Below are 23349 nucleotides of genomic sequence, written 5' to 3' on the forward strand. Positions count from 1 at the left end.
CTCGCCTTGGTGCGACCTGCATGCGATGCGATGCCCGCCGCACCTCTCGCCCATCTGTGAAAGACTGAGGGCAAGCGCGGACAGCGAGCACGTGCCGCGCTCGACGAGAAAGGGAGCCCATGGGTTGCATGAGTGTTTTGTTCAACATCGTCTGGATCTGCACCGGCGGCATCTCGACCGCCCTCGGCTTTCTCGTTATGGGGCTTATCTGCTGCATCACCGTCGTGGGCATCCCGTTTGGGCTTCACAACTCTTCAAGATGGCAAAGCTTGCGCTCTGGCCCTTCGGCGCCACCGTGAGCTAAGGGGCCTCGAGCCTCCTTTTGAGGGCTCGCCGGCGTTCTCCCTGGGGCAATTCAGCGTGCAAGCCCCCTAAAAAGTGGGAATACTTGCTACAACATTGCGCGTTGGGAGGCAGCCATGTCCATTGTCGCGACCTTTGCCGTGCCGCATCCGCCGCTTATCGTTCCCGCCGTCGGCCACGGCCGCGAGCGCGAAATCGCCCGCACGATCGATGCCTACCGCGAGGTGGGGCATCGCGTTGCGGCGCTTGCGCCAGATACCATCGTCATCTCAAGTCCCCATACCGAAATGTACCTGGACTATCTGCACATAGCAGGCGGAGCCGGGGCGACGGGCACCTTCGCGCGGTTCGGAGCCGCGCACGACGGCGCGCGCGTGGCCTACGACGAGGAATTCGTGCAGGAGATCTGCCGCCGCGCCCGAGCAACGGGCCTTGCGGCAGGCACCCAGGGAGAGCGCGACCCCTCGCTTGACTGGGGCGTGCTCGTCCCGCTTCATTTCGTGCTTCAGGGATATCGCGACTTAGGGGTGCCCATCGAGCGAAAGGGCGGCCTCCCCACCGTGCCCTGCCCCGTCGTCCGCATGGGCATATCGGGCCTTTCCCCCGCCGAGCACTATCGTCTGGGACGCATCGTCCAGCAGGTTGCCGAAGAGCTTGGCAGACGCGTGATCTACATCGCCTCGGGAGACCTTTCCCACAAGCTCAAAGATGACGGCCCCTATGGCTTCTCGCCCGACGGCCCCGTGTTTGACGACCTGGTATGCGATGCCTTCCGCGACGGAGACTTTCTCTCGCTTCTGAGCGCCGACCCCGGCCTGTGCGAGCGCGCGGCGGAATGCGGGCTGCGCTCGTTCCAGATCATGGCGGGGGCGCTCGACCGCACGCCCGTGGCCGCCGAGCTCCTGGCCCATGAGGGTCCCTTTGGCGTCGGCTACGGCATCGCGGCCTTCACGCCCGCAGGACCCGCCGGCTCCGACGAGACGCGCGCGTTCGGCGAGCAGTACGACGCCTGGCACGCCCAAGACCTTAAGCGCCGCCGCGAGGCCGAAGATCCCTGGGTGAGGCTCGCGCGATTCTCGCTCGAGTCCTACGTGCGCGACGGCCGCCGCGTGAGGGCCGCCTGCGACCTGCCGAGCGAGCTTGCCGAATCGCTTCCGGAGGAGCTCACCTCGACGCGGTCGGGAGCCTTCGTGTCCCTCAAGAAAGACGGCCAGCTGCGCGGCTGCATCGGAACCATCCTTCCTGTGCGCGACACGCTTGCCGAAGAAATCTGCGCGAACGCCATCTCCGCGGGGTGCCGCGACCCGCGCTTCTCCCCGGTGGAGCCCGCCGAGCTCGACGAGCTTGTCTACGACGTCGACGTGCTCTCGACGCCCGAGGCGGTGGCGTCTGTGGAGGAGCTCGACCCGCGCAGGTTCGGCGTCATCGTGAGCGCGCCCGGAGGCAGGCGCGGGCTGCTCCTGCCCGACCTCGACGGCGTGGACACCGTGGAGGAGCAGGTGCGCATCGCCGCGCGCAAGGGCGGCATCGACCCTGCTGAGGACGGCGTGGGCTTTGAGCGCTTCACGGTCACGAGGCACCTATGAGCGAAGGTGCCGGCGCCCGCGGCGCCGTGGCAACGTGCCCGGTCTGCCCCCATCACTGCCAGCTGCTTCCCGGACACCTTGGGCGGTGTCGCGCGCGGCGCAACCTTGACGGCGCCGTCGTGCCGGAAAACTATGGCCGCGTGACCTCGCTCGCGCTCGACCCCGTTGAGAAAAAGCCGCTCGCGCGCTTCATGCCGGGCACGCTCGTGCTATCGGTGGGATCGTACGGCTGCAACCTGGCCTGCCCCTTCTGCCAAAACCATGAGATCGCCCAGGTTGGCGCAGATGGGGTGCCCTGGCGCGAGGTATCGCCCGAGGAACTCGTCGGCGCCGCCTGCTCCCTGCGCGACCAAGACCCGCGCGTGGCGGGCATCGCCTATACCTATAACGAGCCGCTCGTGGGATGGGAATATGTGCGCGACTGCTCGCAGCTTGCCCACGACGCCGGCCTTGTGAACGTGCTGGTCTCAAACGGCCTGGCAGAGCCTGAGACCGTGCGTCCGCTTGCCCCGCTCATCGACGCCGCGAATATCGACCTCAAAGGTTTCTCGCCGAGCTTCTATGAGGCTTGCGGGTGCCCGGGCGCGCTCGATCGCATTAAGGCGACCATCGGGCTCTTGGCAGCGACGCCCTCATGCCACCTTGAGGTCACCACCCTCGTCGTTCCCGGCATGAACGACGCCGAAGAAGAGGTCGACGCCGCGGCGCGCTGGCTCGCCGGGCTCCCCTACCACACGCCGGAAGGCGACAGCACGGGTGCCGAGGAGCTCACCTACCATGTCACCCGCTTCTTCCCGCGCTGGCACATGGCAGACCGCGCCCCCACGCCGGTCGCGACCGTCTACGCGCTTGCCGACGTGGCGCGCCGCCATCTGCGGCATGTCCGCACGGGCAACTGCTGAGAACGGCCGGCAGCCTGAGCCATCCTGGGTCGCGAAATGCCTCAAAAGGCACCGTCGCGAGGGGCCAGAATAAAATCGATGCGCTTTTCCGACATTTTGGGGCGTTCTGGCGAGTAGACCGCCATATCGAGTCAAGAGAAGCGCAGGTAGAACCGTTGCCGCTTTTCTGTCTACTTGGACAAGGTGCTCAAAATGTCGGAAAAGCGCATCGATTGTTCTCCAGAGTCCGACAGCGGGAGAAAAAGGCGCTCGTCGGGCATGACGTAGGCAGGCGGGACGGGCCTTGGCAACGTCATGCCATGAGGAGCAGGAGCCGATACGCCTCGAGCCCGCGCACGAGCACGCGCTCGTCGAACGTGAACGTGTCGGCATGCAGCGGAATGCCCGTCCCCGTGCCCAGCAGCAGAAACACCCCGGGGATGGCCTGCTGGTAAAACGCGAAGTCCTCGGCGATGAGTAGAGGCTCTGGAAGCTCGGCCAAGCCCGGCAACGCCGAGCGCACCCGCGCGAACAGCCCGGCGTCATTGATCACGGGAGGATAGCCCTCCGAAAAGGTGAGGTCGAAGGTGCATCCCTCTTCGTCGGCGGCGGTCTGCGCCAGCGCGCCGACCTCCTTGCGCGCACGGTCGAACATCGCGTCGGAAAAGACGCGCAGGCTTCCCTCGACCGTCGCCTCGCCTGCCACGGCGTTGCGCACCGTGCCGCCCACGACATGTCCGAATCGCAGCGTGCAGGGCTCGTCTTGCTCAAGGCGGCGCGAAAGCCACTTCGCGCCCACCACGAACCTCGCCGCCGCCCCGACCGCATCGTGCCCTTCGCGCCACCGCGCGATGTGCGCCGAGCGCCCGTGGAACACGGCCGTGGTCTCGCTCGAGCGCGCGAGCAGCGGGCCCGGACGCGACGCCAGGACGCCTTCGGGCAGATCGGGCCAGAGATGGAATCCAAAGATGCGCGTCGCCCCCAGCCGCTGGAACACGCCGCTGTCGCACACCCGCTTCGCGCCTCCCGTGGTCTCTTCGGCAGGCTGGAACACCACGAGCACGTTGCGTGGCAGCATGTCCGCAGAGACCCCCTGGACCTTACCCGCGAGCACGCGGTCGACCCAGCGGGCGGCGCCGAGCGCCATGGCCATGTGCCCGTCGTGGCCGCAGGCGTGCATGCGGCCTTCGTGGCAGCTCGCAAACGGCAGCCCCGTCGCCTCCTGGATGGGCAGCGCGTCCATGTCGGAGCGGATCGCCACGGTCTCCGACCGCCCCAGGTCAAAGTAGGCGCACACGGTGCTGCGGCAGGGCTCGAAGACCTCGCAGCCGAACCCTTCAAGCACGCCGCGCACGTAGGCGGTGGTCTGGGGAAGCTCGTCGTCGAGCTCGGGGATGCGATGGAGGTCGCGGCGGATGCGCACGAGCTCCTCGAGGTCGCCGGCGGCGCCTCGGCGGAGCCCTGGGGCGACGGGTCGCGCCGCCGCGACGTCGCCAGGCAGTACGGCGGGCGCGTCGTCCCCAACCGCATGCGTATGTCCGTGCAGCTCCTTCTCGCCCACCATCATCCCGTCCTCCCAAGGCCCGAAGCAGGCCTGCGGCAAAACGCCCGCCTGCCAAGGCCCTCGCCAAAAAACTCCCGCCAGTATACCTGCGCCGGCCAAGCAGCGGGACGTGCCCGCGGGCGGGCGCCCCAACGTTTCAGCTACGTTTCTCAAACGGGCGCCCCCGCGCGGCACGCCGACGCTGTGCTACGGTAAAGCGACTTGATAGAGGCGCGGGGAAGAAGACCCGCGGGCGAGCCGGCAGGTGCAGACCCCGCGGCGAGGCGACTCCGCCGAACTCGGTCGCCCGGGCGCGGGGGCCGGGTGGGTCCGTGGGAAACACCCGCGGGACTGTCTGCAAGAACCTGCAGGAGCGCTATCAGCCAAGGAGATTGCCCATGAAGCGGCCCTTTGTGTCGAAAGACCAGCTTGTTCGCATCGCCGAACGCTACCCCACTCCCTTTCATCTCTACGACGAGGCGGGCATGCGCGCCAACGCACAGGCCGTGATGGATGCCTTCTCGTGGAATCCGGGCTTCAAGGAATACTTCGCAGTGAAGGCCAACCCCAACCCGACGCTCATCTCGCTCTTGGGCGAGTACGGATGCGGCTGCGACTGCTCGTCGGCGACCGAGCTCATGCTCGCCGACGCCCTCGGCTTTCGCGGGCGCGACATCATGTTCTCGTCGAACGACACGCCGGCAGAAGACTTCCGCCTCGCCCGCAAGCTGGGCGCCGTCATCAACTTTGACGACATCTCGCACATCGAGTTCTTCGAGGAGGTCGCGGGGCCCATCCCGCCCGTCGTGAGCTGCCGCTTCAATCCCGGCGGCACGTTCCAGCTGGCCAACGGCATCATGGACAACCCCGGCGACTCGAAGTTCGGCATGACCGAGGGCCAGCTCTTCGACGCCTTCCGCATGCTCCGCGACAAGGGCGCGCGCGAATTTGGCCTGCACGCGCTCCTTGCGAGCAACACCGTGACCGACGACTACTACCCCGTGCTCGCCCGCCTGCTCTTCGAGCTGGCGGTGCGGCTCGAGCGCGAGACCGGCGCGCACGTCACCTTCGTGAACCTCTCGGGCGGGGTGGGCATTCCCTATCGGCCCGACGAGCGTGCCTGCGATATACGCGCCATCGGCGAGGGCGTGCGCAAGGCGTACGAGGAGGTGCTCGTGCCCGCCGGCATGGGCGATGTCGCCGTGTGCGCCGAGATGGGACGCTTCATGGCCGGACCATACGGGTGCCTCGTGACCCGCGTCGTTCACGAGAAGCATATCTATAAGGACTACGTCGGCGTCGACGCCACTGCGTGCGACCTCATCCGCCCGGCGATGTACGGCGCCTACCACCACATCACCGTGATGGGCCAGGCGGGCGGCCCGGACAAGTCCGAGCTGCCCGCCACCCACGTCTACGACGTCACGGGCAACCTCTGCGAGAACAACGACAAGTTTGCCCGCGACCGCGAGCTCCCCGAGGTGGAGGTCGGCGACCTCCTCGTCATCCACGACACGGGGGCCCATGGACGCGCCATGGGATACAACTACAACGGCAGGCTGAGGGCGGCGGAGGTGCTGCTGCGCGAGGACGGCTCGACCGAGCTCATTCGCCGCGCCGAGACCCCTGCCGACTACTTCGCCACCTTGGACGCGACGCCCCTGGGGCGCCAGGTCATCGCACGCTGCAACAGAGAGGACGGCCGCCATGCCTAGTTCCGACATTCGCACCATAACCGGATCGATCGTGGCCTTGGTCACGCCGTTTGCCGCGGACGGCACGGTGGACTTCGAGGCGCTGGGACGCCTCATCGACTTCCAGATCTCCTCGGGCACCGACGGCATCCTCACCTTGGGCACCACCGGCGAGAGCTCCACCATGACCGACGAAGAGGACGACGCGGTGTGCGCCTATGTGGTCGAGCGCGTCGCCGGACGCGTCCCCGTGATCGCCGGCTCGGGGTCGAACTGCACCGAGACCATGCTCAGGAAAAGCCTCTCCTACCAGCGCTTGGGCGCCGACGGCCTGCTCATCATCACGCCGTATTACAACAAGGCGAACGAGGAGGGCATCTACCGCCACTTCGCCACGGTCGCTGACGCGGTGGAGATCCCCTGCATCCTGTACAACATACCCGGTCGCACGGGATGCTCGATCTCGGTTGCCAACGTGGGGCGCCTTGCCGCGCATCCCAACATCATGGGCATCAAGGAGGCGAGCGGCAACGTCTCCTACGCCGCGGACGTCGCGGGGTTCCTGGGCCCCGATTTCAAGATGTTCTCGGGCAACGACGACATGGTGCTGCCGCTCATGAGCCTGGGCGCGAGCGGCGTCATCTCGGTGTGGGCGGACGTGCAGCCGGCCCTTGTGCACGAGATGTGCCGCAGCTATCTGGAGGGCGACCTCGAGCGCGCCACGCAGATCCAGGTGGCGGCGATTCCGCTCATCCGCGCCCTCTTCTGCGAGGTGAACCCCATCCCCGTGAAGGAGGCGCTCGCCCAGATGGGACTCATCGAGGCAAACTACCGCATGCCGCTGTGCCCCATGTCAGACGCCGCCAGGGCGCGGCTCGTGGAAGCCATGAAGGGGGCTGGTCTCATTGCTTAGCCTGACGATCGTGGGCGCCGGGCGCATGGGGACCGCCGTGCGCACGCTTGCAGAGGGCCCTTGCGACGACCAGGGCGCGTTTGCCGTGGTGGGACAGGTTGGACATGCGGTCGAAGAGCTGGAGGCGCTGCCCGCCGCCGACGTGGTGATCGACTTCTCAAACCCGGCGACGCTCGACGCCGTGCGAAGCTACGTGACGCGGACCGGCGCCGCGCTGGTCTCGGGCACCACCGGCTACACGGACGCGCAGATGGAGTCCCTGCGGGAGCTGGGCAGCCGCGCCCGCGTCCTCTGGTCGGGCAACTATTCCATCGGCGTGGCCGCGCTGAGACATCTCGTTCGGCAGGCGGCCATCGAGCTTCCGGGGTTTGACGTCGAGATCGTGGAATGCCACCACAACCAAAAGGCCGATGCCCCCAGCGGAACGGCAGCCATGCTCCTCGATGCCGTCATCGACGGCAAGGGCGACCCAGAGGCGCGGCCGGTATATGGCCGCGCGGGCATATGCGGCGCACGCAGCCCGCACGAGATCGGCGTTCATGCCCTGCGCGGCGGCACCGTCGCCGGGACTCACACCGTCTCGTTCTTTGGTCCGAGCGAGGAGGTGTCGCTCACCCACCGTGCCGAGAGCCGCGAGATCTTTGCCCGCGGCGCCCTCGCGGCGGCACGAAGGCTCGCCCTCCTCGAACAGGGCTTCTACACCTTTGACGAAGTCATGTTTGGGTAATATGCCTCGGCAGGGTATAGAGGCCTATGGGTGACGGGAGCGCTTCGCCCCGTCGACCGAAGCGGGTCGGGCCCCTCGCCTGGCAACGCGCGCCAAGACCTCGTCCCGACGACCGGCCCCAGCACACCGATTTGACCAGAAAGGGTTCTGATGACCAACGCCACCACACAGACCGAAAACGTCACGAACATGAGCGCCCAGCAGATCATCGACTATATCTCGACGGCGCCCAAGAAGACCCCCGTCAAACTTGTGGTGCACGAGAAGCGCGGGGCATCCATCGACTGGGCCGCGGGAGACGGGTCGGGCGCGACGAGCCCGGTCCGCGTCTACGGCGGACGCAGGTGCCGCGTGGTCTACGGAGACTGGGCTGACCTCAAGCCGGTGCTCAGGCGCAACAAGAAGCACATCAAGCACTACGAGGTCGAAAACGACTGCCGCAACTCCGCCGTGCCGATGCTCGATATCAAGGATGTCAACGCGCGCATCGAGCCCGGCGCCATCATCCGCGAGCACGTCGAGATCGGCGAGGGCGCCGTCATCATGATGGGCGCCATCGTAAACATCGGCGCCAAGATCGGCGAGGGCACCATGATCGATATGGGTGCCGTGCTGGGCGGGCGCGCCACGGTGGGCAAGCGCTGCCACATCGGTGCAGGCACCGTGCTCGCCGGCGTCATCGAGCCTGCAAGCGCCAAGCCCGTCGAGATCTCTGACGACGTCATGATCGGCGCGAACGCCGTGGTGCTCGAAGGCGTCTACATCGGTCCCCAGGCCGTCATCGCCGCCGGGGCCGTCGTGGTGGAAGACGTGCCCGAGCACGCCGTGGTCGCCGGCGTCCCCGCACGCGTCATCAAATACCGCGACGAGCGCACCGACAGCAAGACCGGCCTCATCGAGTCGCTTCGCCAGCTCTAGGCATCGCGCAAGGGGCGCCGGGCGCGGCCGATGCGCCCGGCAAGCCAAAGGCAGCCCCTATCGGTTCTCGATGGCGCCGATGTTTTTGAGCTCGATGGAGATGAGTCCGTTCGGCTCGTTCACGAACTCGATGTACTCGGGATTGCGGGCCATCTCGGCGGGAAACGTTATCTCGATGCCCGTGTCGGTGCGAATCTTTTGATTCTTCACCGCCGCCTTGCGGACCTGCGTGCGCTCGACGGTCACATGCTCGGGGACATGCTCCTCCTCGAGGGCACGCTTGATGGTGTCCCGCAGCACCGGCTCGTCCTCAAACGCCTCGTCCACGATGTCCCAGGGCGGCAGGTCCTCATCTTCCTCGACGCGCTCCACGATCGCAGCCTTCGCCGCAGCAAGCGCCACCGGGGAGACGGCGCCGTGCTCCTCGGCCGCCTCCTCGACGATGCGCGTGACGGTGTCGATGACCTCTTTGCTCGAGACGCCCTCGGAGCACTGGAGCAGCCCCTGGGGGATGAGCATGCGGCCCTCGCCCGCAATGGAGCGCTCCTTGTCCTGATAGAGGACCTCGAGGGTGCTGGCGCGCACGAGCGCGAACGAGGTGACCTTTTGGGACGGACTCGGCAGGATGGCATAGTGGCGGGCGATGCCGCACGTCGCGCCCTCCTGCCCGTTTTCCACCTCATGCATGAACGCCATGCGGCTCTGAAGCAGCAGCACCGCAAACCAGCGCGCATCGTCATCGTCGTCGAAATCGGCCACGAGGACGTCTGTGGACTCGAGCTTGTCGGCACGGGAAAGCTCCCCGGCGAGGAACTCCGCGACGTCGAGCGAGAGGTCGAGGAAGTCCCGCTCTCCGAAAAAATAGCGCTTGAGCTCGGTTGCAAAGGCGCTCTCGTCTGCAAACGCGCCGCGGCGGTTGTCCCCCGCGCCGCGCGCCTTCGCCAGGTGCTTGGTCACAAACGAGCGAACGGCGCGCGTGTCGAGCTCGAGCTCGCGCTGCGAGAACACGTTCACCCCGGAGTCGAAGTCCAAGATGTGCAGAATGGCATGGTTGATATTCATAGGGGGCGGGCCCTTCCCGTCGTCTGTTGAGCGCAGGCAAGTATAGCACGCGCCCCGCGACGGCCGCAGGACCCGCCTGCCGGCGACAAGGGGGCCGGGGCGGGCGAAAGGTGCCCGCGGGCGGCATCGGACCGCCGTCGGCTCATCGATCGGCATCTGCCTAGGCCTCCGTGGAAGCGCCCTCCCCCGGCTTCAAGGTCGCCAGGAGCGATCCGGCCGCGTCGGAGACCTTGTCGATGGTCGCCGTTCGCGCAAGCGCCTTGAGCACGTCTTGCACAAACGCCCGCTCGTCGGGGCCGAGCGCCTCGGCGGCGGCGCGCATGGCCGGCAGGGCAGTCTTCCAATCCTCTCGGATATCCGCAAAGCGCGTGGCGCCGGTCACGCCGATGACGTCGAACAGCGTATCGATAAACCGGCTGCGCTCCTCGGGGGTGAAGCGCGCCATCCAACCGGCGATGGTGGCCGCAAGGTAGCGCGAGCTCGCCGTGAGCCCGTCTGCCGGCACGAAGTCGCATCCATCGACCGCCCAGAGGAAGGGGTTGTGCTGGAAGATGGAGAACCCACCGCTTTCCACCACCTGCGCATGCGAGCCATCATCCATGATGAGGCCGATGACCGAGGACTTCGGAACCGTCTTGATCACGCGCTCCTGCATGAGCCCAAAGCCCTCGCGCGCGCGAAACTCATCGCTAAAGCCCGGGCCGTCGTGCGAGAACACCTGGCGGATGCGGTCCTGTGCCTCCCTTGAGCAGCAGGCGGCGGCATATACGGCGAGGTTGCCTCCCTTCGAGTGCCCGCCGACGTACACCGGCCCCTCATGGCGGCACATCGCCTCCTCAAGGTAGGCGCACGCCTCCTTCTGCGACGGGACGGGACAGAGGTAGGCCATGTTGAGGTCCTCTTTCCATCCCACGATGGTGGAATCGGTGCCGCGAAACGCCACGTACGCCCCGCCCGCCGGGAGCGCGAACGTCATCGCCGCAAACTGCTCCTCTTGGGCGAGGTCGGTCTTGAACACGAGGTCGGTGAGGCGCGTGTCGCGAAAGCGCGGGCTCGCGCAGACGGCGAACAGGATCTCGCGGCTTCCCTCGGGATCCCAGCTCGTGCCAAACATGTCTTCGAAATCTTCCGCGCGCAGCAGCTCATGCAGGGCAACGCCCTCGAGCGTGCAGGCCCGGCCCAGGTCCTCATGCAGGCGGAAGTACGAGAGCCACGAGAAGACGAGGCTGTCCACCGCGCAAAGCGGACGCTCCTCGAAGGTGTCGAGCTGGGTCTGGACATAGGTGAGCATGGTGCCCGCCTTGCGCGGAAGCGACGGCAGATGCGCCAGCGCCGCGGCGGACAGGCTCGAGGCGACCTCTCGGGCGCCGGCGAGCTCCACCGAGGGGGCGGACTCGTCGGCGCGCGGAGCGGCGGAAAGCTCTACTTCGGGCTGGTTCGTCTCGGGGTTTTGACCGTTCATCACGCCTCAAAATCTACCTGGTCGATGATTGCCTTCAAAGCCGACGCGGATTCTTTGAGCTCAGCCATCTCGTCATCGGAAAGCGAGACGGGGACGCGGCACACCACGCCGCCGCGCCCGACGATCGTGGGCATGGAGATCGCGATGTCGTTCAGGCCGTACTCGCCCACCATGAGGCTCGAGACCGGCAGCACCGTGTCCTCGTCGTGCATGATCGCCGTGCAGATGCGGCGTACCGACATGGCGATGCCGTAGTAGGTGGCATGCTTTTTGGCGATGATCTCGTAGGCGCTGTTCTTGACCTCTTCTGCGATGCGGGCCTCGGTGGCCTTGTGGTCGTGATGCCCGTGCATCTCGCAGAAGGTGTTGAGCGGCACGCCCGCGACCATGGCGCTCGACCAGGCGGCAAACTCCGAGTCGCCGTGCTCGCCCATGATATAGGCGTGCACGTCGCGCGGGTCGACCTCCAAATGCTCGCCGAGCATGTACTTCAGGCGCGCCGTGTCGAGCACGGTGCCCGACCCGATGACCTTGCCCTCGGGCAGGCCGGACATCTTGATGGCGGCATAGGTGAGGACGTCCACCGGATTCGACACGACGAGCAGGATGCCGTCGAAGCCGCTCTCGCGGATCTGCGGGATGATGCTCTTGAAGATGCCGACGTTCTTGTTGACCAAGTCGAGACGCGTCTCGCCGGGCTTTTGGGCGGCGCCCGCGGTCACCACGATGATCGCCGCGTCGGCGGCGTCGGCGTAGTCGCCCGCGTAGATCTTGCACGGGTTGGCAAACGGGACGCCGTGCGCGATGTCGAGGGCCTCGCCCTCTGCGCGGGCGCGGTCGACATCGATGAGGACCATCTCTGAAAACAGCCCGCTCTGCATGAGGGCGAACGCAGAAGACGACCCCACGAAACCGCAGCCTACGATAGCGACTTTCCTGTCATTGACCATTTCCACCACTCCTTCGGACCGCGCCGGAACGACGCGCTGTAATCTGCTACCGATTATCCCCCATTTACCGTCGCCCTATACGGCAGGCGGCTCCCGGAGCGGCGCGGCCGGGACTGCTTGGGCGCCGCGTCGTGTCGAGCCGGCTAGCGGATGCCGGCAGCCTCGATGGCGGCCACGGCGGCGCGCAGCCCCTCGGGCGGCAGCACCAGCGCCATGCGGACATATCCCTCGCCCGAGGGGCCGAAGCTCGCGCCGGGCGTCACCACGACGCCCGCGCGCTCCATGAGCTCCTCGCAAAACGCCATGGAATCCGTCCTGCCGCCGGGAAGCTTTGCCCAGACGAACATGGTGCCGTGCGCGTTGGGACGCTCCCACCCGATCGCCTCGAGCCCGCGGCAAAGCGCGTCACGACGCTCCTCGTAGAGATGGCGCTGATGCTCGACCTCGTCGAGCGGGCCGGTGAGCGCGGCGATCGCCGCCTTCTGGATGGGGAAGAACATGCCGAAGTCGATCTGGCTGCGCAGCTTCGCGAAGGCGGCGACGATGTCGGCGCGGCCGACGAGAAATCCGATGCGCGCGCCGGTGACGTTGAAGGATTTGGAGAGCGAGAAGAACTCGACGCCCACCTCGAGCGCGCCGGGATAGCCGAGGAAGCTGCCGCCGCGCGGACCGTCGTAGACGATGTCGGAGTACGCATTGTCGTGGACGATGATGAGGTCGTGCTCGCGCGCGAAGGCGATGACCTCCTCGTAGAGCTCGGGCGTGCCCACGCTGCCCACGGGGTTTGCCGGCAGCGAGACGATCATGTACTTGGCGCGGTCGGCGACCTCGGGATCGATGCCGGCGACGTAGGGCAGGAAGTCATGCTCCGCCTCGAGCGGATAGTATGCCAGCTCGCCGTCGGCAATCTTCACGCCCGCCTCGAATACGGGGTAGCACGGGTCGGGAACGAGCACGGTATCGCCCGCGTCGAGCAGCGCCAGGCCCAGATGTCCCACGCCCTCCTGCGTCCCGTTGCAGCTTGCCACCATGTCGGGCGTGATGCCCTCGACCCCAAAGCGGCGGGCATAGTAGTCGCAGACCGCTTGCTTGAGCTCGGGAAGGTCGCCCAGGCTGTACTTCCACTGCGCAGGATCCGCCGCGGCGTCGCGCAGCGCCTGGACGACATGGTCGTATGGATGGAAGTCGGGGGTGCCCACCGAAAGGTTGTAGATGGTGCGGCCCTCCGCCTCGAGCTGCAGGCGCTTCTGATTGAGCGAGCTGAAGACCTCGGCACCGAACCGGTCGAGCCGCTTGGAAAACTGCATGGGTAGATCCTTTCCGCAACGCGTTAGGCAGAATTACTGGCTAGGACACCCATTGTAGGCCGTCGGCCCCATGGCGAGAATCTAAAACCCAGACTCTCGCCTCTCGGGCGCTCTCCCCCATATGCGAGCATGCGCTTTCGAAACGCAGGGCATCTTGCCGGGTACGGGCGATGACATCCGCAAGGGGCTGGAATGCCTCCGCCGCACGCGCCCCGACCTACGCCTCGAGTGCGTCGATTTCGGCAAGCCACAGGCGGGCGCTCGCGTCGCTCGGCATGCGCCAGTCGCCGCGGGGCGACAGGGTGACCGAACCAACCTTTGGGCCGTCGGGCAGGCAGCTGCGCTTGAACTGCTGGGCGAAGAAGCGCCGGTAGAACACGCGCAGCCATGCAAGGATGGTCGCCCGGTCGTACACGCCTTCAAACGAGCGGCAGGCCATGCGGAAGATCTTGCCCGGCGTGAAGCCAAAGCGAAGCAGGTGGTACACGAAGAAGTCGTGCAGCTCATAGGGACCCACGAGGTCTTCGGTCTTCTGGGCGATCTCGCCGTCGCCTGTAGGCGGCAGCAGCTCGGGAGACACCGGCGTATCGAGGATGTCGAGCAGGGTGGCCTCGATCTGGCCGCCATAGAGACCGGCGGCATAGCGCACCAGATGGCGCACGAGCGTCTTCGGCACGCTCGCGTTTACCGCATACATGCTCATGTGGTCGCCGTTATAGGTGGCCCAGCCCAACGCGAGCTCCGAGAGGTCGCCCGTGCCGATGACCATGCCGCCCGCCTGGTTGGCGAGGTCCATGAGGATCTGCGTGCGCTCGCGCGCCTGGCTGTTCTCGTAGGTCACGTCCGTTACCGCAGGGTCGTGGTCGATGTCGGCAAAATGCTGCTCGACCGCCTTATGGATGGAGATCTCGCGGAAAGAGACGCCGAGGCTCTCCGCAAGGCTCTGCGCGTTGCTCTTGGTTCGCACCGTGGTGCCGAAGCCCGGCATGGAGGCGGCGAGGATGCCCTGACGCGGCAGGCCGAGCGCGTCGAAGGCGCGCACGGTCACGAGCAGCGCGAGCGTAGAGTCGAGTCCGCCCGACAGGCCGATGACCGCATGCTTGGTGCACGTGTGGGCGAGGCGCGTCTTGAGGCCGGCTGCCTGCAGGCCGAAGATCTCCTCGCAGCGCGCCGCAAGGTCGCCATGGTCGGCCGGCACGAAGGGCATGCGGGGGAAGACGCGGTCGGCATCGAGGGCGGAACGCACCAGCTGCGGCGCCTCGCTGCCAGCAGGCGTGTCGGAATCGCGGCCGGCGCCGGTGGCGAGGGTCTCGACGTCCTCGCCCGACATCTCCGGCTCCCCGCCCTCCCCCATCGGGTTGAGCGGACCGGCGCAGCCGCGCGCACGTCCCCTGAACGAGAACCGCCCCTCAGCGCCCCCTCCCATAGTAAAGGGAGACGGCGCCCAGGTGGTGGAGCGTCGACGCTCGGCCACGAGACGGTCGAGGTCCACGTCCGCCACGGCCATCTCGCAGCTGAAGAGCGGCGTCTTGGCAAGGATGGCGCCGTTTTCGGCAATGAGGTTCTCGCCCGCGAACACGAGGTCGGTCGTCGACTCGCCCTCGCCCGCGTCGGCATAGGCATAGGCACAATAGAGGCGCGCCGACTGCTGGCTCACAAGCTGGCGACGGTACTCGGCCTTGCCGATGATCTCGTCGGAAGCCGAGGGGTTCAAGATGATCGTCGCCCCCTGGCGCAGAGCCATATCGATCGACGGCGGCTCGGGCACCCAGAGGTCTTCGCAGATCTCGACGCCGATCACGACATCCTCCATGCCAGGGTCGACGCAGCGGAACGTGCCCTTGCCTCCCATCAACACCTCTTGTCCCGCATACGACAGGTGCACGCTGTTCAGCTGCGCCGGGGTGAACCACCGGCGCTCATAGAACTCTCCATAATTGGGCAGGTGCATCTTGGCGGCGAGACCGAGCAGACGGCCCCTGCAGCAGACGGCGGCGCAGTTATAGATCGCCTCGTCGGATGCGACCGGCAGGCCGACGGTATAGAGGATCGGAAGGTCGGCGGTCTCACGCAGGATGACGGCAAGCGCCGCCTCGCAGGAACGCAGGAGCGTGCGGTCCAAAAAGAGGTCCGCGCAGGTATAACCCGTAAGACAGAGTTCGGGGAGCACGAGCGCGCCCACACCGCGGCCCGCGGCCTCGCGCACGCACCCGACAATCGAGCGGGCGTTGCCCTCAACGTCTGCCACGCGAATCTTGGGAGTTGCCGCCGCGACGCGGAAGAAGCCGTCGCCCGCGCCTGCCCCGACGCCCCCCGCAGCCCTTGTGAACAGCTCGTCCATACGTCCTCCTTCACCGAGCGGGCGGCCTCACCACGCCCGCGAATCTCTCATAGGCACATTGTACCGTGACGTCTCTCCACCCACACTCCATCGCATGGGATGTTCTGGCGGTCGGGCGCGCCGTATAATGGAGGCACGACGGATACGGGCAGCGCGCCCGAATACATACAACATGAAAGGTGGCAGGCTCGTGAGCGACACCGCACGCCCCGGCACCACGCATACCCCCTCCACGACCCAGGGGCACGGCATCGACCGGCTCGCCCTCGTGGTGGTCACCTATAAGCGCCAGAACCTGCTGGCGAAGCTCTTCGACTCCTTCTGCAAGCTCACCCAGGCGCCATGGCGCATCATCATCGTCGATAACGAGCATTCCGATGAGACGCGCGACATGGTCGCCGACCTTGGGCGTCGGACCGACGAGCTGTGGGGAAAGGACTCGACGCCCGACGCCGAAGGCGGCGACGCGCGCGTGGTCTATGCCCCGCAAACCGACAACCTCGGCGGGGCCGGCGGATTCTCCGCCGGCGTTAAGCGCGCCTGGGAACTCGGCGCGCAGTGGTTCTGGGTCATGGATGACGACGTGCTCGTCCTGCCCGAAGCCATCGACAAGCTTGAGCCGTGGACGCACGAGCACGAAGTGGTGCAGGGCTCGCGCCTCGACTACGACGGAGGCGCCTTTTACTGGCAGTACGACTTCATCGTGCCGCTCGGCATCCCCAACCCCATCGCGCCGGCGGCCTTCGATGAAAGCGGCTGCCGCGTGATGAACACGCTGTGCTTCGAGGGCGGCCTGTTCGCCCGCTCCGTCGTAGAGCGCGTCGGCCTGCCCGACCCCCGCTTCTTCATCTACTGGGACGACACGGTCTATGGCTACCTTGCCTCGAAGGTCACCGATCCCGTGGTGGTCGCCGACGTCATCCTGCAGCGCAGCCGCGACATTCCCAACTGGGACATCGCGGGGCTCCGCCAGCTCAACGGCACCTCGGACATGAACCGCTACCACATCATGCGCAACCGCGGATTCATGATGCAGTACTTCCGCCTGCACGGCGACTACAACCGCTTCCTGTTTGGCGTGGGCACCGCCGCGACCTTTGCCAAGGAGGTCATCCGTCTCATCATGGTCAACCGCGACTCGGTCAAGACCGGCATCCCGGCGCTCGTCCGCGGCATGAAGGACGCCCGCAAGATCTATCGCGATCGGACCTGGAAGCCCATGCCGCCGATGGGAGAGGCGGAGCGCTGACACGACAAGGCGGCGCTTTTGTGTTGTCTTGCTTCAGGGCGCCAAACCTGCTACACGAGCGGGTATCACAGGCATACCATCCAAAACGCCTGCCGGCGGGCCCGCGTCCGCCGGCTCTTCCTTACAACTTCGCCATGAACAGGGAGGACCTTGCATGGCATCTCGATATACCGACCAGCAGCGGACCCGTGTCGTGGACCGCAAGAAGCTCGAGCGCCACGCCCGTACGAGCGCATCCATCGGCGACACGCAGGCCATCGCACCAAAACCCAAGCTCCTTGAGGGCATTTCGGTCGCACAGCTCATCGCCGGCGCCGCCGCGGCGGCGACCTCGATGGTGCTTGCCTCAGAGATCGGCATCGCGGGATCGGTCATCGGCGCCGCGGTGAGCTCCGTCGTGACGGTCATCGCGTCTCAGCTGTACCGCAACTTCCTTTCGGCGGGAGCACGAAAGGTCAAAAGCGGACTGGGCGACCTGCCCCGGCCGGGACGCCCGGGCTCGTCCGACGCGGCGACGGCCGCGCAGGCCACCTATTCGCAGGAGCGGGCGCGGGTCGCCCGCGTGGCGCCCGCGAAGCTTCAGGCGCGCGCGGCGGCAGAGCGCAACGCCACGCAGCGCAAAGTGATCATCTTCTCGGTGGTCATCGCCGCCGTGATGGTCATCGCCTGCACGGCAGCCATCCTCATCGGAACCGCCGGCGAGGGCATCGGCACCAAGACGGAGCCCCTCATCCCCCGCTCGACCTCGTCTCAACAAACAGACGACAGCGCCTCGTCTCAGACGCAGGCGAACGCGCTCGCCAGCGTCCCCGACGGGCCCGCCGCCGGCGCTGACGATGCGGAGGATGCCGGCGACGCGAGCGGCGACGCCGCCACGGGCGGAACCGCCTCGAACGGAGGGGGCGCCACCGACACCGAAAGCGGAACAGGGTCTGGCACCTCGAGCAACGGAGGCGGAACCACCGGTGGCTCCACCGACGCCGGCGACACAGAAGGAGCTGCCGGATCGAACACGGGCGCGGGCACCGGCTCGGGCTCGGGAAGCACGGGGTCTGGCTCCGGCACCGATTCCCCCACCGGGCAGGGGTCGGGGACAGGCACCGATACGAGCGGCGCAGCCGGCGCCTCAAATGGCCAATAAGCTGCGGATTCAAGATGCCTTACAAATCGCTTACATAGCCCCTCCGTTGATTGACCCCTCGGCCGTGATATAAGAGAGGCGGCTGCCCCTTGGTAGGACGACCGACTTCCTGAGCAAGGGAGCCTTTCGTTGGGGATATCCCTGCGAAAACGCCTAGTCGACCGAGGGGTGAACAACATGACGAACAAGCAACTTACGATCGTGCTCGCCACGCTGCTCGCTGTAGTCGTTGGCGGCGGAGTCCTCTTTACCGTCTGGGGAGGCACGCAGACGCCGGCGAACGACCCTGTCGCCACAGCGACCGAACCAGACCTTCCCTATCCCGAAGGCGGCGGCACCCTTATCCTTCGCGTGAACCCGGAATTCGCCATCCACTATGACGCGAACGGCGTCGTCGTGGGCGCCGAGGCGCAAAACACAGACGCCAAGAACATGGGCATCGACCTCTCGTCGCTCGAGGGCCAGGAATGCCGTGCCGCGGTCTCCACCTTGATCGCGCGCATCAATGAGGCAGGCTATTTCGTGGAAGACGTCGAGGGCGAGGGCAACACCATCGACCTTGAAGTGGAGAACGGCTCTTCCCTGCCGGCAAACGACTTCCTCAAAAACATCGTGAGCGACTCCCAGGCGTATGTCATCGGGCAGAACAAGACCGCGACCATGCAGGTCACGGGCTCGAGCAACTATGGCTGGACCAACTACAGCGACTCGGACTATGGTCCCGACAACGACGGCGTCACCGACTATAACGACTCCGATTACGGCCCGCTGAACGACGGGGTCACCGACTACCAGGAGCCTGCTCCGGCGGCGCAGCCTGCAGCCCCGACCGGCGGCGCCGCGGCGGGAACCGGCGGCACTGCAGGCGGCGCATCGGGAGCCTCGTCCACTGGCGGCTCTGCTGCCCCCGCCCCTGCGCCGTCGGGAGGCAACTCCAATTACGGCAACACGAACTATGGCGGCAACAGCGGCTATAGCAACTCGGGATACGACAGCGGCAACTCGGGATATGATGGTGGCAACTCGGGCTATGACGACTGATGTCCCCGATGAGCGCCAAGCAGCGACATGAGCTCAAATACGAGATCTCGCCACACGACGCCTTCGTGCTCTCACAACGTCTCGGCATGCTCTTCCCTCGGGACGGGCATGCCGGGCCCGACGGCCGCTATGTTGTGCGCAGCCTCTATTTCGACACGCCCTTCGATGATGCCCTGAGGGAGAAAAGCGAAGGGTTCACCGCGCGGGCGAAGTGGCGCCTGCGCACGTACGGGACCGCAAAGATCGAGGAGCACGAACCGGGACGCACCGTGCGTCTGGAGAAGAAGGTCAAGCGCGACGGGGCCGGCTCGAAGCACGCCGCCTGGATCACCCCATCGGATGCGCTGAGGCTCTGCGGCAGGAATGCCCCTGCCGCGCAAGGCCCCGCCACCGGCGCCGATCGCTCGGCACCGCCCGGCGTATCCGGCGGCGATGAGAATCCGGTGCTCGCCGAATTCCGGCAGGCGAAGGTCGTCCACGGCCTACGACCGTGCGTCGTGGTCGCCTACGAACGCGAGGCATTTCTATGTGCACCGGGAAACGTGCGCGTCACCATCGATTCCCGTCTGCGCTCGAGCCCCCATCCCGCGAGCTTCTTCGACCCCGCCCGACTACTCACGCCCTATGCGCCCGACACGGTTGTCCTGGAGGTGAAATTCGACGACTTCCTCCCCGACGTCGTGCGCGATGCCGTGCGCGTGCCCAGCGCCGTCAGGACGGCTCATTCCAAATATGCGCTCGGCCGCCGTTTTGAGTAGCCGCCTACGCGCGGGCACGACCCTGCCCCGCCCTCGATTCGCCTCCCCAGAGGCGCCAAGCCCCAACCACCCGACGTAAGGCACCCACATGACGTTCAACGACATCTTCAAGTCCTCGTTTCTCGACCGCATCGACGCCGTCCCGCCGCTCGACGCCGCCATCGCGCTCGCCCTCGCCTGCGCCCTCGGCCTCTTCATCGTGCTGATCTATAAGAAGACCAGCACCAACGTCATGCATTCGACAAGCTTCGAGGCCACGCTCGTCGCGCTCACCCTCATCACCACGCTGGTGATCTTGGCCGTGTCGAGCAACGTGCTGCTGTCGCTCGGCATGGTGGGCGCGCTTTCGATCGTGCGCTTCCGGACGCCCGTGAAAGAGCCGATGGACATCGTCTTTTTGTTCTGGTGCATCGCGGTGGGAATCGTGCTCGCGGCGGGCCTGCTGTTCCTCGCCGTAACCGGCTGCATCGTTATCGGAATCGTGCTGCTCGTCTTTGCCAACACCCGGACGATGGACCGCCCGTTCATGCTCGTGGTGCGCTGCTCAGGAGACTCCGTCGACGTGGCAGAGCAGGCCATCTCCTCGCTTGTCGCATCAAATACCAAGGCACACGTCCTCAAGGCGAAGAGCCGCAGCGCCGCCGGCGCCGACCAAGGCGTGCTCGATCTGACCTACGAGGTGCGGCTCAAGGACGGCGAGACCGCCTTCGTGGCTGCCGTATGCGCCATCGAGGGGGTCACCGACGCCAACCTCGTCTCATACAACGGCGACTATCTGGGATAGGCGACCATGCTCGGCAAGCGCTCCATAGACGCGGCGTGCATCGCGGCCATCCTTGTCGCCGTGCTTCTCACCTCGGCCTTCGCCTGGGCCGGATCTTTGGGACTCATCGAGGCAGATCGGAACGACGCCTATCTCGACCTTCTGTTTGAGCCCGACCGCGTGCACAGCATCGACATTCGGATAGACGACTGGCAGGCGTTTCTGGCCTCTGCCCCCGCCGAAACCTATATGCGCTGCGCCGTCGCGGTCGACGGCGAGGAGCTGTCCGACGTCGGCCTGCGTGCCAAGGGCAACAACTCCCTCTCCCACCTGAGCGCGCGCGGGCTCACCCGCTACAGCCTGAAGATCGAGTTCGACCACTACCGGGACGGGCAGACGTACCACGGCCTCGACAAGCTCTCGCTCGACGCCGCCTTTCAGGACAACAGCTATCTCAAGACCTACCTCGCCTTCGACATGATGCGCTTCATGGGTGTTCCCACCCCTGCGACCAGCTTCGTCCAGGTGAGCGTCAACGGCGAGGCATGGGGCCTCTACCTCGCCATCGAGGAGCCCGAGGACGCCTTTGCCGAGCGCGTCTGGGGCGAGGGCCACGGCCTGCTGTACAAACCGGACTACCGCTCCCTCGATGATGAGAACGCGGACGTGGCCCTGCGCTACCTCGGAGACGACCCCGCATCATACCCGGGCATCTTCGAGCGGGCACGCTTCGAGGCATCCCCTGCCGACGAGGCGCGGCTCATCGAGGCGCTCAGGCTGCTCGACGCAGGCGACCGCGCCTCAATCGAGGCCGCGGTGGATGTCGAGGAGGTCTTGCGCTACTTTGCGGTTCAGACGTTCGTCGTGAACCTCGACAGCTACCTGGGGCGCACGGGCCACAACTACCTGCTCTATGAGGAGGATGGACGCATCTCGCTGGCACCTTGGGATTACAACCTCGCGTTTGGCACCTACGCGCTCGGCCGCCCCGAGCTGCCCGACGACGCGACGACCGCCGTAAACCTTCCCATAGACACCCCCGCCGCAACCGAGGTGCTTGCCCGCCGTCCGCTCTTTTCCAAGCTCATGGCGCACGAGGCATGCCTCTCCGCCTACCACGACAACCTGGGCTACCTGGTCGCCGGATACGTCGAGCGCGGCAGGCTCCAACAGACCCTGCAGGATGCCGCGGAGCTGATTGCCCCCTATGTGGAGACCGACGCAACGAGATACATCACCTATGAAGAGTTCCTGCAGGGCGTGGACACGCTTGAAGCGTTCTGCCTGCTTCGCGCCGAAAGCGTGCGCGGACAGCTCGAGGGGAACATACCTTGCACCAACGAAGGGCAGCTGAGCGCACCTGATGCCCTGGTGGACGCCTCGTCCATCCGAATCGAGGACCTCGGAGAGCTCTCCGACCTAGATTAGCGCCCGAGCCCGCGCGGCAAGACGCTCAAGGGAGGCTCGCCGTCCGTACGCCGCCGCCATACACAGCGGCTATACACCGGGATGGTAAGATGCTTGTCAACCAATCGAAGGAAGAAGCATCAATGTCCCGTATCACGAGCAACAAACCCACCCTCACGCCCGGCAACCGGGTATACCTCTATCGCCTGCTGCGCGATGCCCTGGGATGCGGCAAGCAGACCTTTATGTCCCAGGTAGAAGAGGTGCTCGCCGCCGAAGAGCTCGGCGCAGAAGACCTCGGCTTTCCCGATACGCGAGCCCTTCTCGAAGAGCTCGGAGACTTTCTCACGCTCACGGTGTTCAAGGGCGGCCGCATCTACGCGACCGTCGTCGCCCAGCCCGCATGGGACGAGGCGCTCGCCGCCGCGGAGCGCGGCGCCGCCAAGCAGAAGGCGGGCGGGAAGTCCTGGAAGCGCAAGAAGGCGGGAAAGGACATCAAGCCCGTCCGCCCCAAGCGCGTGAAGCGTGTCGTCGAGACGGTCGAGGCGGCCCCCGACTCCCCCGCGCCCGAGGCGGCGACTCCCGGCGAGGGTGCCGCCCCGTCCGAAGCAAACGATTCCGAAACGCTCGGTGTCGACGCCGGCGATGCCGGCGCCGCAGGCGACCAAGGCCCGGATGTGCCCGCAGACGCCGCGGCCACCTCTGAAGGCACCGCAGACGAAGACGACAGGGAGATGCCCGCCGCCACCGATCCGGCAGATGCCGCGCCCAAACAGGGACCGGATGGCAATGGATACGTCGAGGCAAACGAGGCGTCAGAGCATGCAGACGACACGCCGGCACCCGAGGCAGCGCCCGAGCCTTCTCACCAGGACGGTCCGGCAGTCCCCGCGCCAGAACCCAGCATCAAGTTCACCATCCTCTTCGATCCCGACGAAGACGCCGATGCCCCCAAGGAAACAAGGCCGGATGCCGTCCGTGCCAAGAAAGAGGCCCCTGCAGCCACCGAGGCTGCGCCTGCGGCGGAGGCTTCCACGCCCCATGCCGGGCCGCGCCGCTCCGAGCAGGCAGCGTCGGGCGCGCCTGCTGAGGATATCCGCACCCACGATGCATCCCGCGCGCCCGCGAACGCCGATCCTTCGTCCCCCGCGCACCAGGCGACCCCCAAGAACGCGGCCCCCACGCCTGCCAGCACCGCACCCGACGCTGCGGCGCCCGAGGCGAACGATACGGCAGCAAAGGCAGCGAAGCCCGCAACGTCGCTCCAGCCCGAGGAGCCTGCCCCTGTCTCTTATACACATCT

At 66.5% G+C, this 23349-nt stretch carries 19 protein-coding genes, 1 pseudogene and 1 riboswitch; of the genes and pseudogenes, 14 read left to right on the top strand and 6 right to left on the bottom strand.

What is annotated here, in order from left to right; translation table 11 throughout:
• The first annotated feature begins 128 nt into the window (after positions 1-128).
• From H6A15_RS10735 to amrS, 3 genes are all read left to right on the top strand, one after another.
• Positions 129-299: a YccF domain-containing protein gene (locus H6A15_RS10735; protein WP_239462446.1), complete on the top strand. Its 171-nt coding sequence runs from the start codon at positions 129-131 to the stop codon at positions 297-299.
• A 120-nt stretch (positions 300-419) separates the two neighbouring features.
• Complete coding sequence (gene amrA / locus H6A15_RS07445; protein ID WP_204673122.1) at positions 420-1889, top strand: AmmeMemoRadiSam system protein A; 1470 nt, start codon at positions 420-422, stop codon at positions 1887-1889.
• Entirely contained in the window at positions 1886-2791 is a 906-nt protein-coding gene (amrS, locus tag H6A15_RS07450) for an AmmeMemoRadiSam system radical SAM enzyme (protein WP_204673123.1), read from the top strand. The genes amrA and amrS overlap by 4 nt, the downstream gene beginning before the upstream one ends.
• A gap of 292 nt (positions 2792-3083) precedes the next feature.
• On the opposite strand, the gene H6A15_RS07455 is transcribed toward amrS, so the two are convergent.
• A complete protein-coding gene (locus H6A15_RS07455) occupies positions 3084-4337 on the bottom strand; it encodes an amidohydrolase (protein WP_239462447.1) in 1254 nt (417 codons plus the stop codon).
• Positions 4338-4531: 194 nt separating this feature from the next.
• A riboswitch (Lysine riboswitch) is annotated at positions 4532-4700 on the top strand.
• 11 nt (positions 4701-4711) lie between these two features.
• Here H6A15_RS07455 and H6A15_RS07460 point away from each other — a divergent pair.
• The 4 genes from H6A15_RS07460 (at position 4712) to dapD (ending at position 8565) form a co-directional block, all read left to right on the top strand.
• A complete protein-coding gene (locus H6A15_RS07460; protein WP_204673124.1) occupies positions 4712-6028 on the top strand; it encodes a diaminopimelate decarboxylase in 1317 nt (438 codons plus the stop codon).
• Entirely contained in the window at positions 6021-6920 is a 900-nt protein-coding gene (gene dapA, locus H6A15_RS07465) for a 4-hydroxy-tetrahydrodipicolinate synthase (RefSeq protein ID WP_204673125.1), read from the top strand. The genes H6A15_RS07460 and dapA overlap by 8 nt, the downstream gene beginning before the upstream one ends.
• The gene (dapB, locus tag H6A15_RS07470; RefSeq protein WP_204673126.1) at positions 6913-7647 is read left to right on the top strand and encodes a 4-hydroxy-tetrahydrodipicolinate reductase; all 735 of its coding nucleotides are present in this window, start codon (positions 6913-6915) and stop codon (positions 7645-7647) included. Before dapA ends, dapB begins: the two co-directional genes overlap by 8 nt.
• A gap of 150 nt (positions 7648-7797) precedes the next feature.
• On the top strand, positions 7798-8565 hold the full coding sequence (gene dapD / locus H6A15_RS07475) for a 2,3,4,5-tetrahydropyridine-2,6-dicarboxylate N-acetyltransferase (RefSeq protein WP_239462448.1): 768 nt from the start codon (positions 7798-7800) through the stop codon (positions 8563-8565).
• 57 nt (positions 8566-8622) lie between these two features.
• Here dapD and H6A15_RS07480 read toward each other — a convergent pair whose 3' ends face one another.
• The 5 genes from H6A15_RS07480 to H6A15_RS07500 form a co-directional block, all read right to left on the bottom strand.
• Positions 8623-9627: a nucleoid-associated protein gene (locus H6A15_RS07480; protein ID WP_204673127.1), complete on the bottom strand. Its 1005-nt coding sequence runs from the start codon at positions 9625-9627 to the stop codon at positions 8623-8625.
• Between the two features lie 160 nt (positions 9628-9787).
• Complete coding sequence (locus H6A15_RS07485; protein ID WP_204673128.1) at positions 9788-11089, bottom strand: DUF2974 domain-containing protein; 1302 nt, start codon at positions 11087-11089, stop codon at positions 9788-9790.
• Complete coding sequence (locus H6A15_RS07490; RefSeq protein WP_204673129.1) at positions 11089-12039, bottom strand: L-lactate dehydrogenase; 951 nt, start codon at positions 12037-12039, stop codon at positions 11089-11091. Before H6A15_RS07490 ends, H6A15_RS07485 begins: the two co-directional genes overlap by 1 nt.
• Before the next feature lie 143 nt (positions 12040-12182).
• Positions 12183-13346 carry a pyridoxal phosphate-dependent aminotransferase gene (locus tag H6A15_RS07495; RefSeq protein ID WP_204673130.1) on the bottom strand — a complete coding sequence of 388 codons (1164 nt, stop codon included), beginning with the start codon at positions 13344-13346 and terminating at the stop codon, positions 12183-12185.
• Between the two features lie 217 nt (positions 13347-13563).
• Positions 13564-15687: an NAD(+) synthase gene (locus tag H6A15_RS07500; RefSeq protein WP_204673131.1), complete on the bottom strand. Its 2124-nt coding sequence runs from the start codon at positions 15685-15687 to the stop codon at positions 13564-13566.
• Positions 15688-15877: 190 nt separating this feature from the next.
• Here H6A15_RS07500 and H6A15_RS07505 point away from each other — a divergent pair, with 190 nt between their 5' ends.
• The 7 genes and pseudogenes from H6A15_RS07505 to H6A15_RS07535 all read left to right on the top strand — a co-directional run.
• Positions 15878-16936, top strand: a complete 1059-nt coding sequence (locus tag H6A15_RS07505; protein ID WP_342635830.1) for a glycosyltransferase — start codon at positions 15878-15880, stop codon at positions 16934-16936.
• Between the two features lie 154 nt (positions 16937-17090).
• Positions 17091-18077, top strand: coding sequence for a hypothetical protein (locus H6A15_RS07510; protein WP_204673133.1), 987 nt, complete (start codon positions 17091-17093; stop codon positions 18075-18077).
• 177 nt (positions 18078-18254) lie between these two features.
• Positions 18255-19118, top strand: a complete 864-nt coding sequence (locus H6A15_RS07515; protein WP_204673134.1) for an anti-sigma-I factor RsgI family protein — start codon at positions 18255-18257, stop codon at positions 19116-19118.
• Positions 19119-19126: 8 nt separating this feature from the next.
• Positions 19127-19876, top strand: coding sequence for a polyphosphate polymerase domain-containing protein (locus H6A15_RS07520; RefSeq protein ID WP_204673135.1), 750 nt, complete (start codon positions 19127-19129; stop codon positions 19874-19876).
• A gap of 88 nt (positions 19877-19964) precedes the next feature.
• Positions 19965-20660, top strand: coding sequence for a DUF4956 domain-containing protein (locus H6A15_RS07525; RefSeq protein ID WP_204673136.1), 696 nt, complete (start codon positions 19965-19967; stop codon positions 20658-20660).
• Between the two features lie 6 nt (positions 20661-20666).
• A complete protein-coding gene (locus tag H6A15_RS07530; RefSeq protein ID WP_204673137.1) occupies positions 20667-22067 on the top strand; it encodes a CotH kinase family protein in 1401 nt (466 codons plus the stop codon).
• Between the two features lie 122 nt (positions 22068-22189).
• Positions 22190-23349: pseudogene (locus H6A15_RS07535) on the top strand (hypothetical protein); the annotation flags it as partial.

Origin of the sequence: Enorma phocaeensis (assembly GCF_016901575.1) — a bacterium.
GTDB lineage: Bacteria > Actinomycetota > Coriobacteriia > Coriobacteriales > Coriobacteriaceae > Limicola > Limicola phocaeensis_A.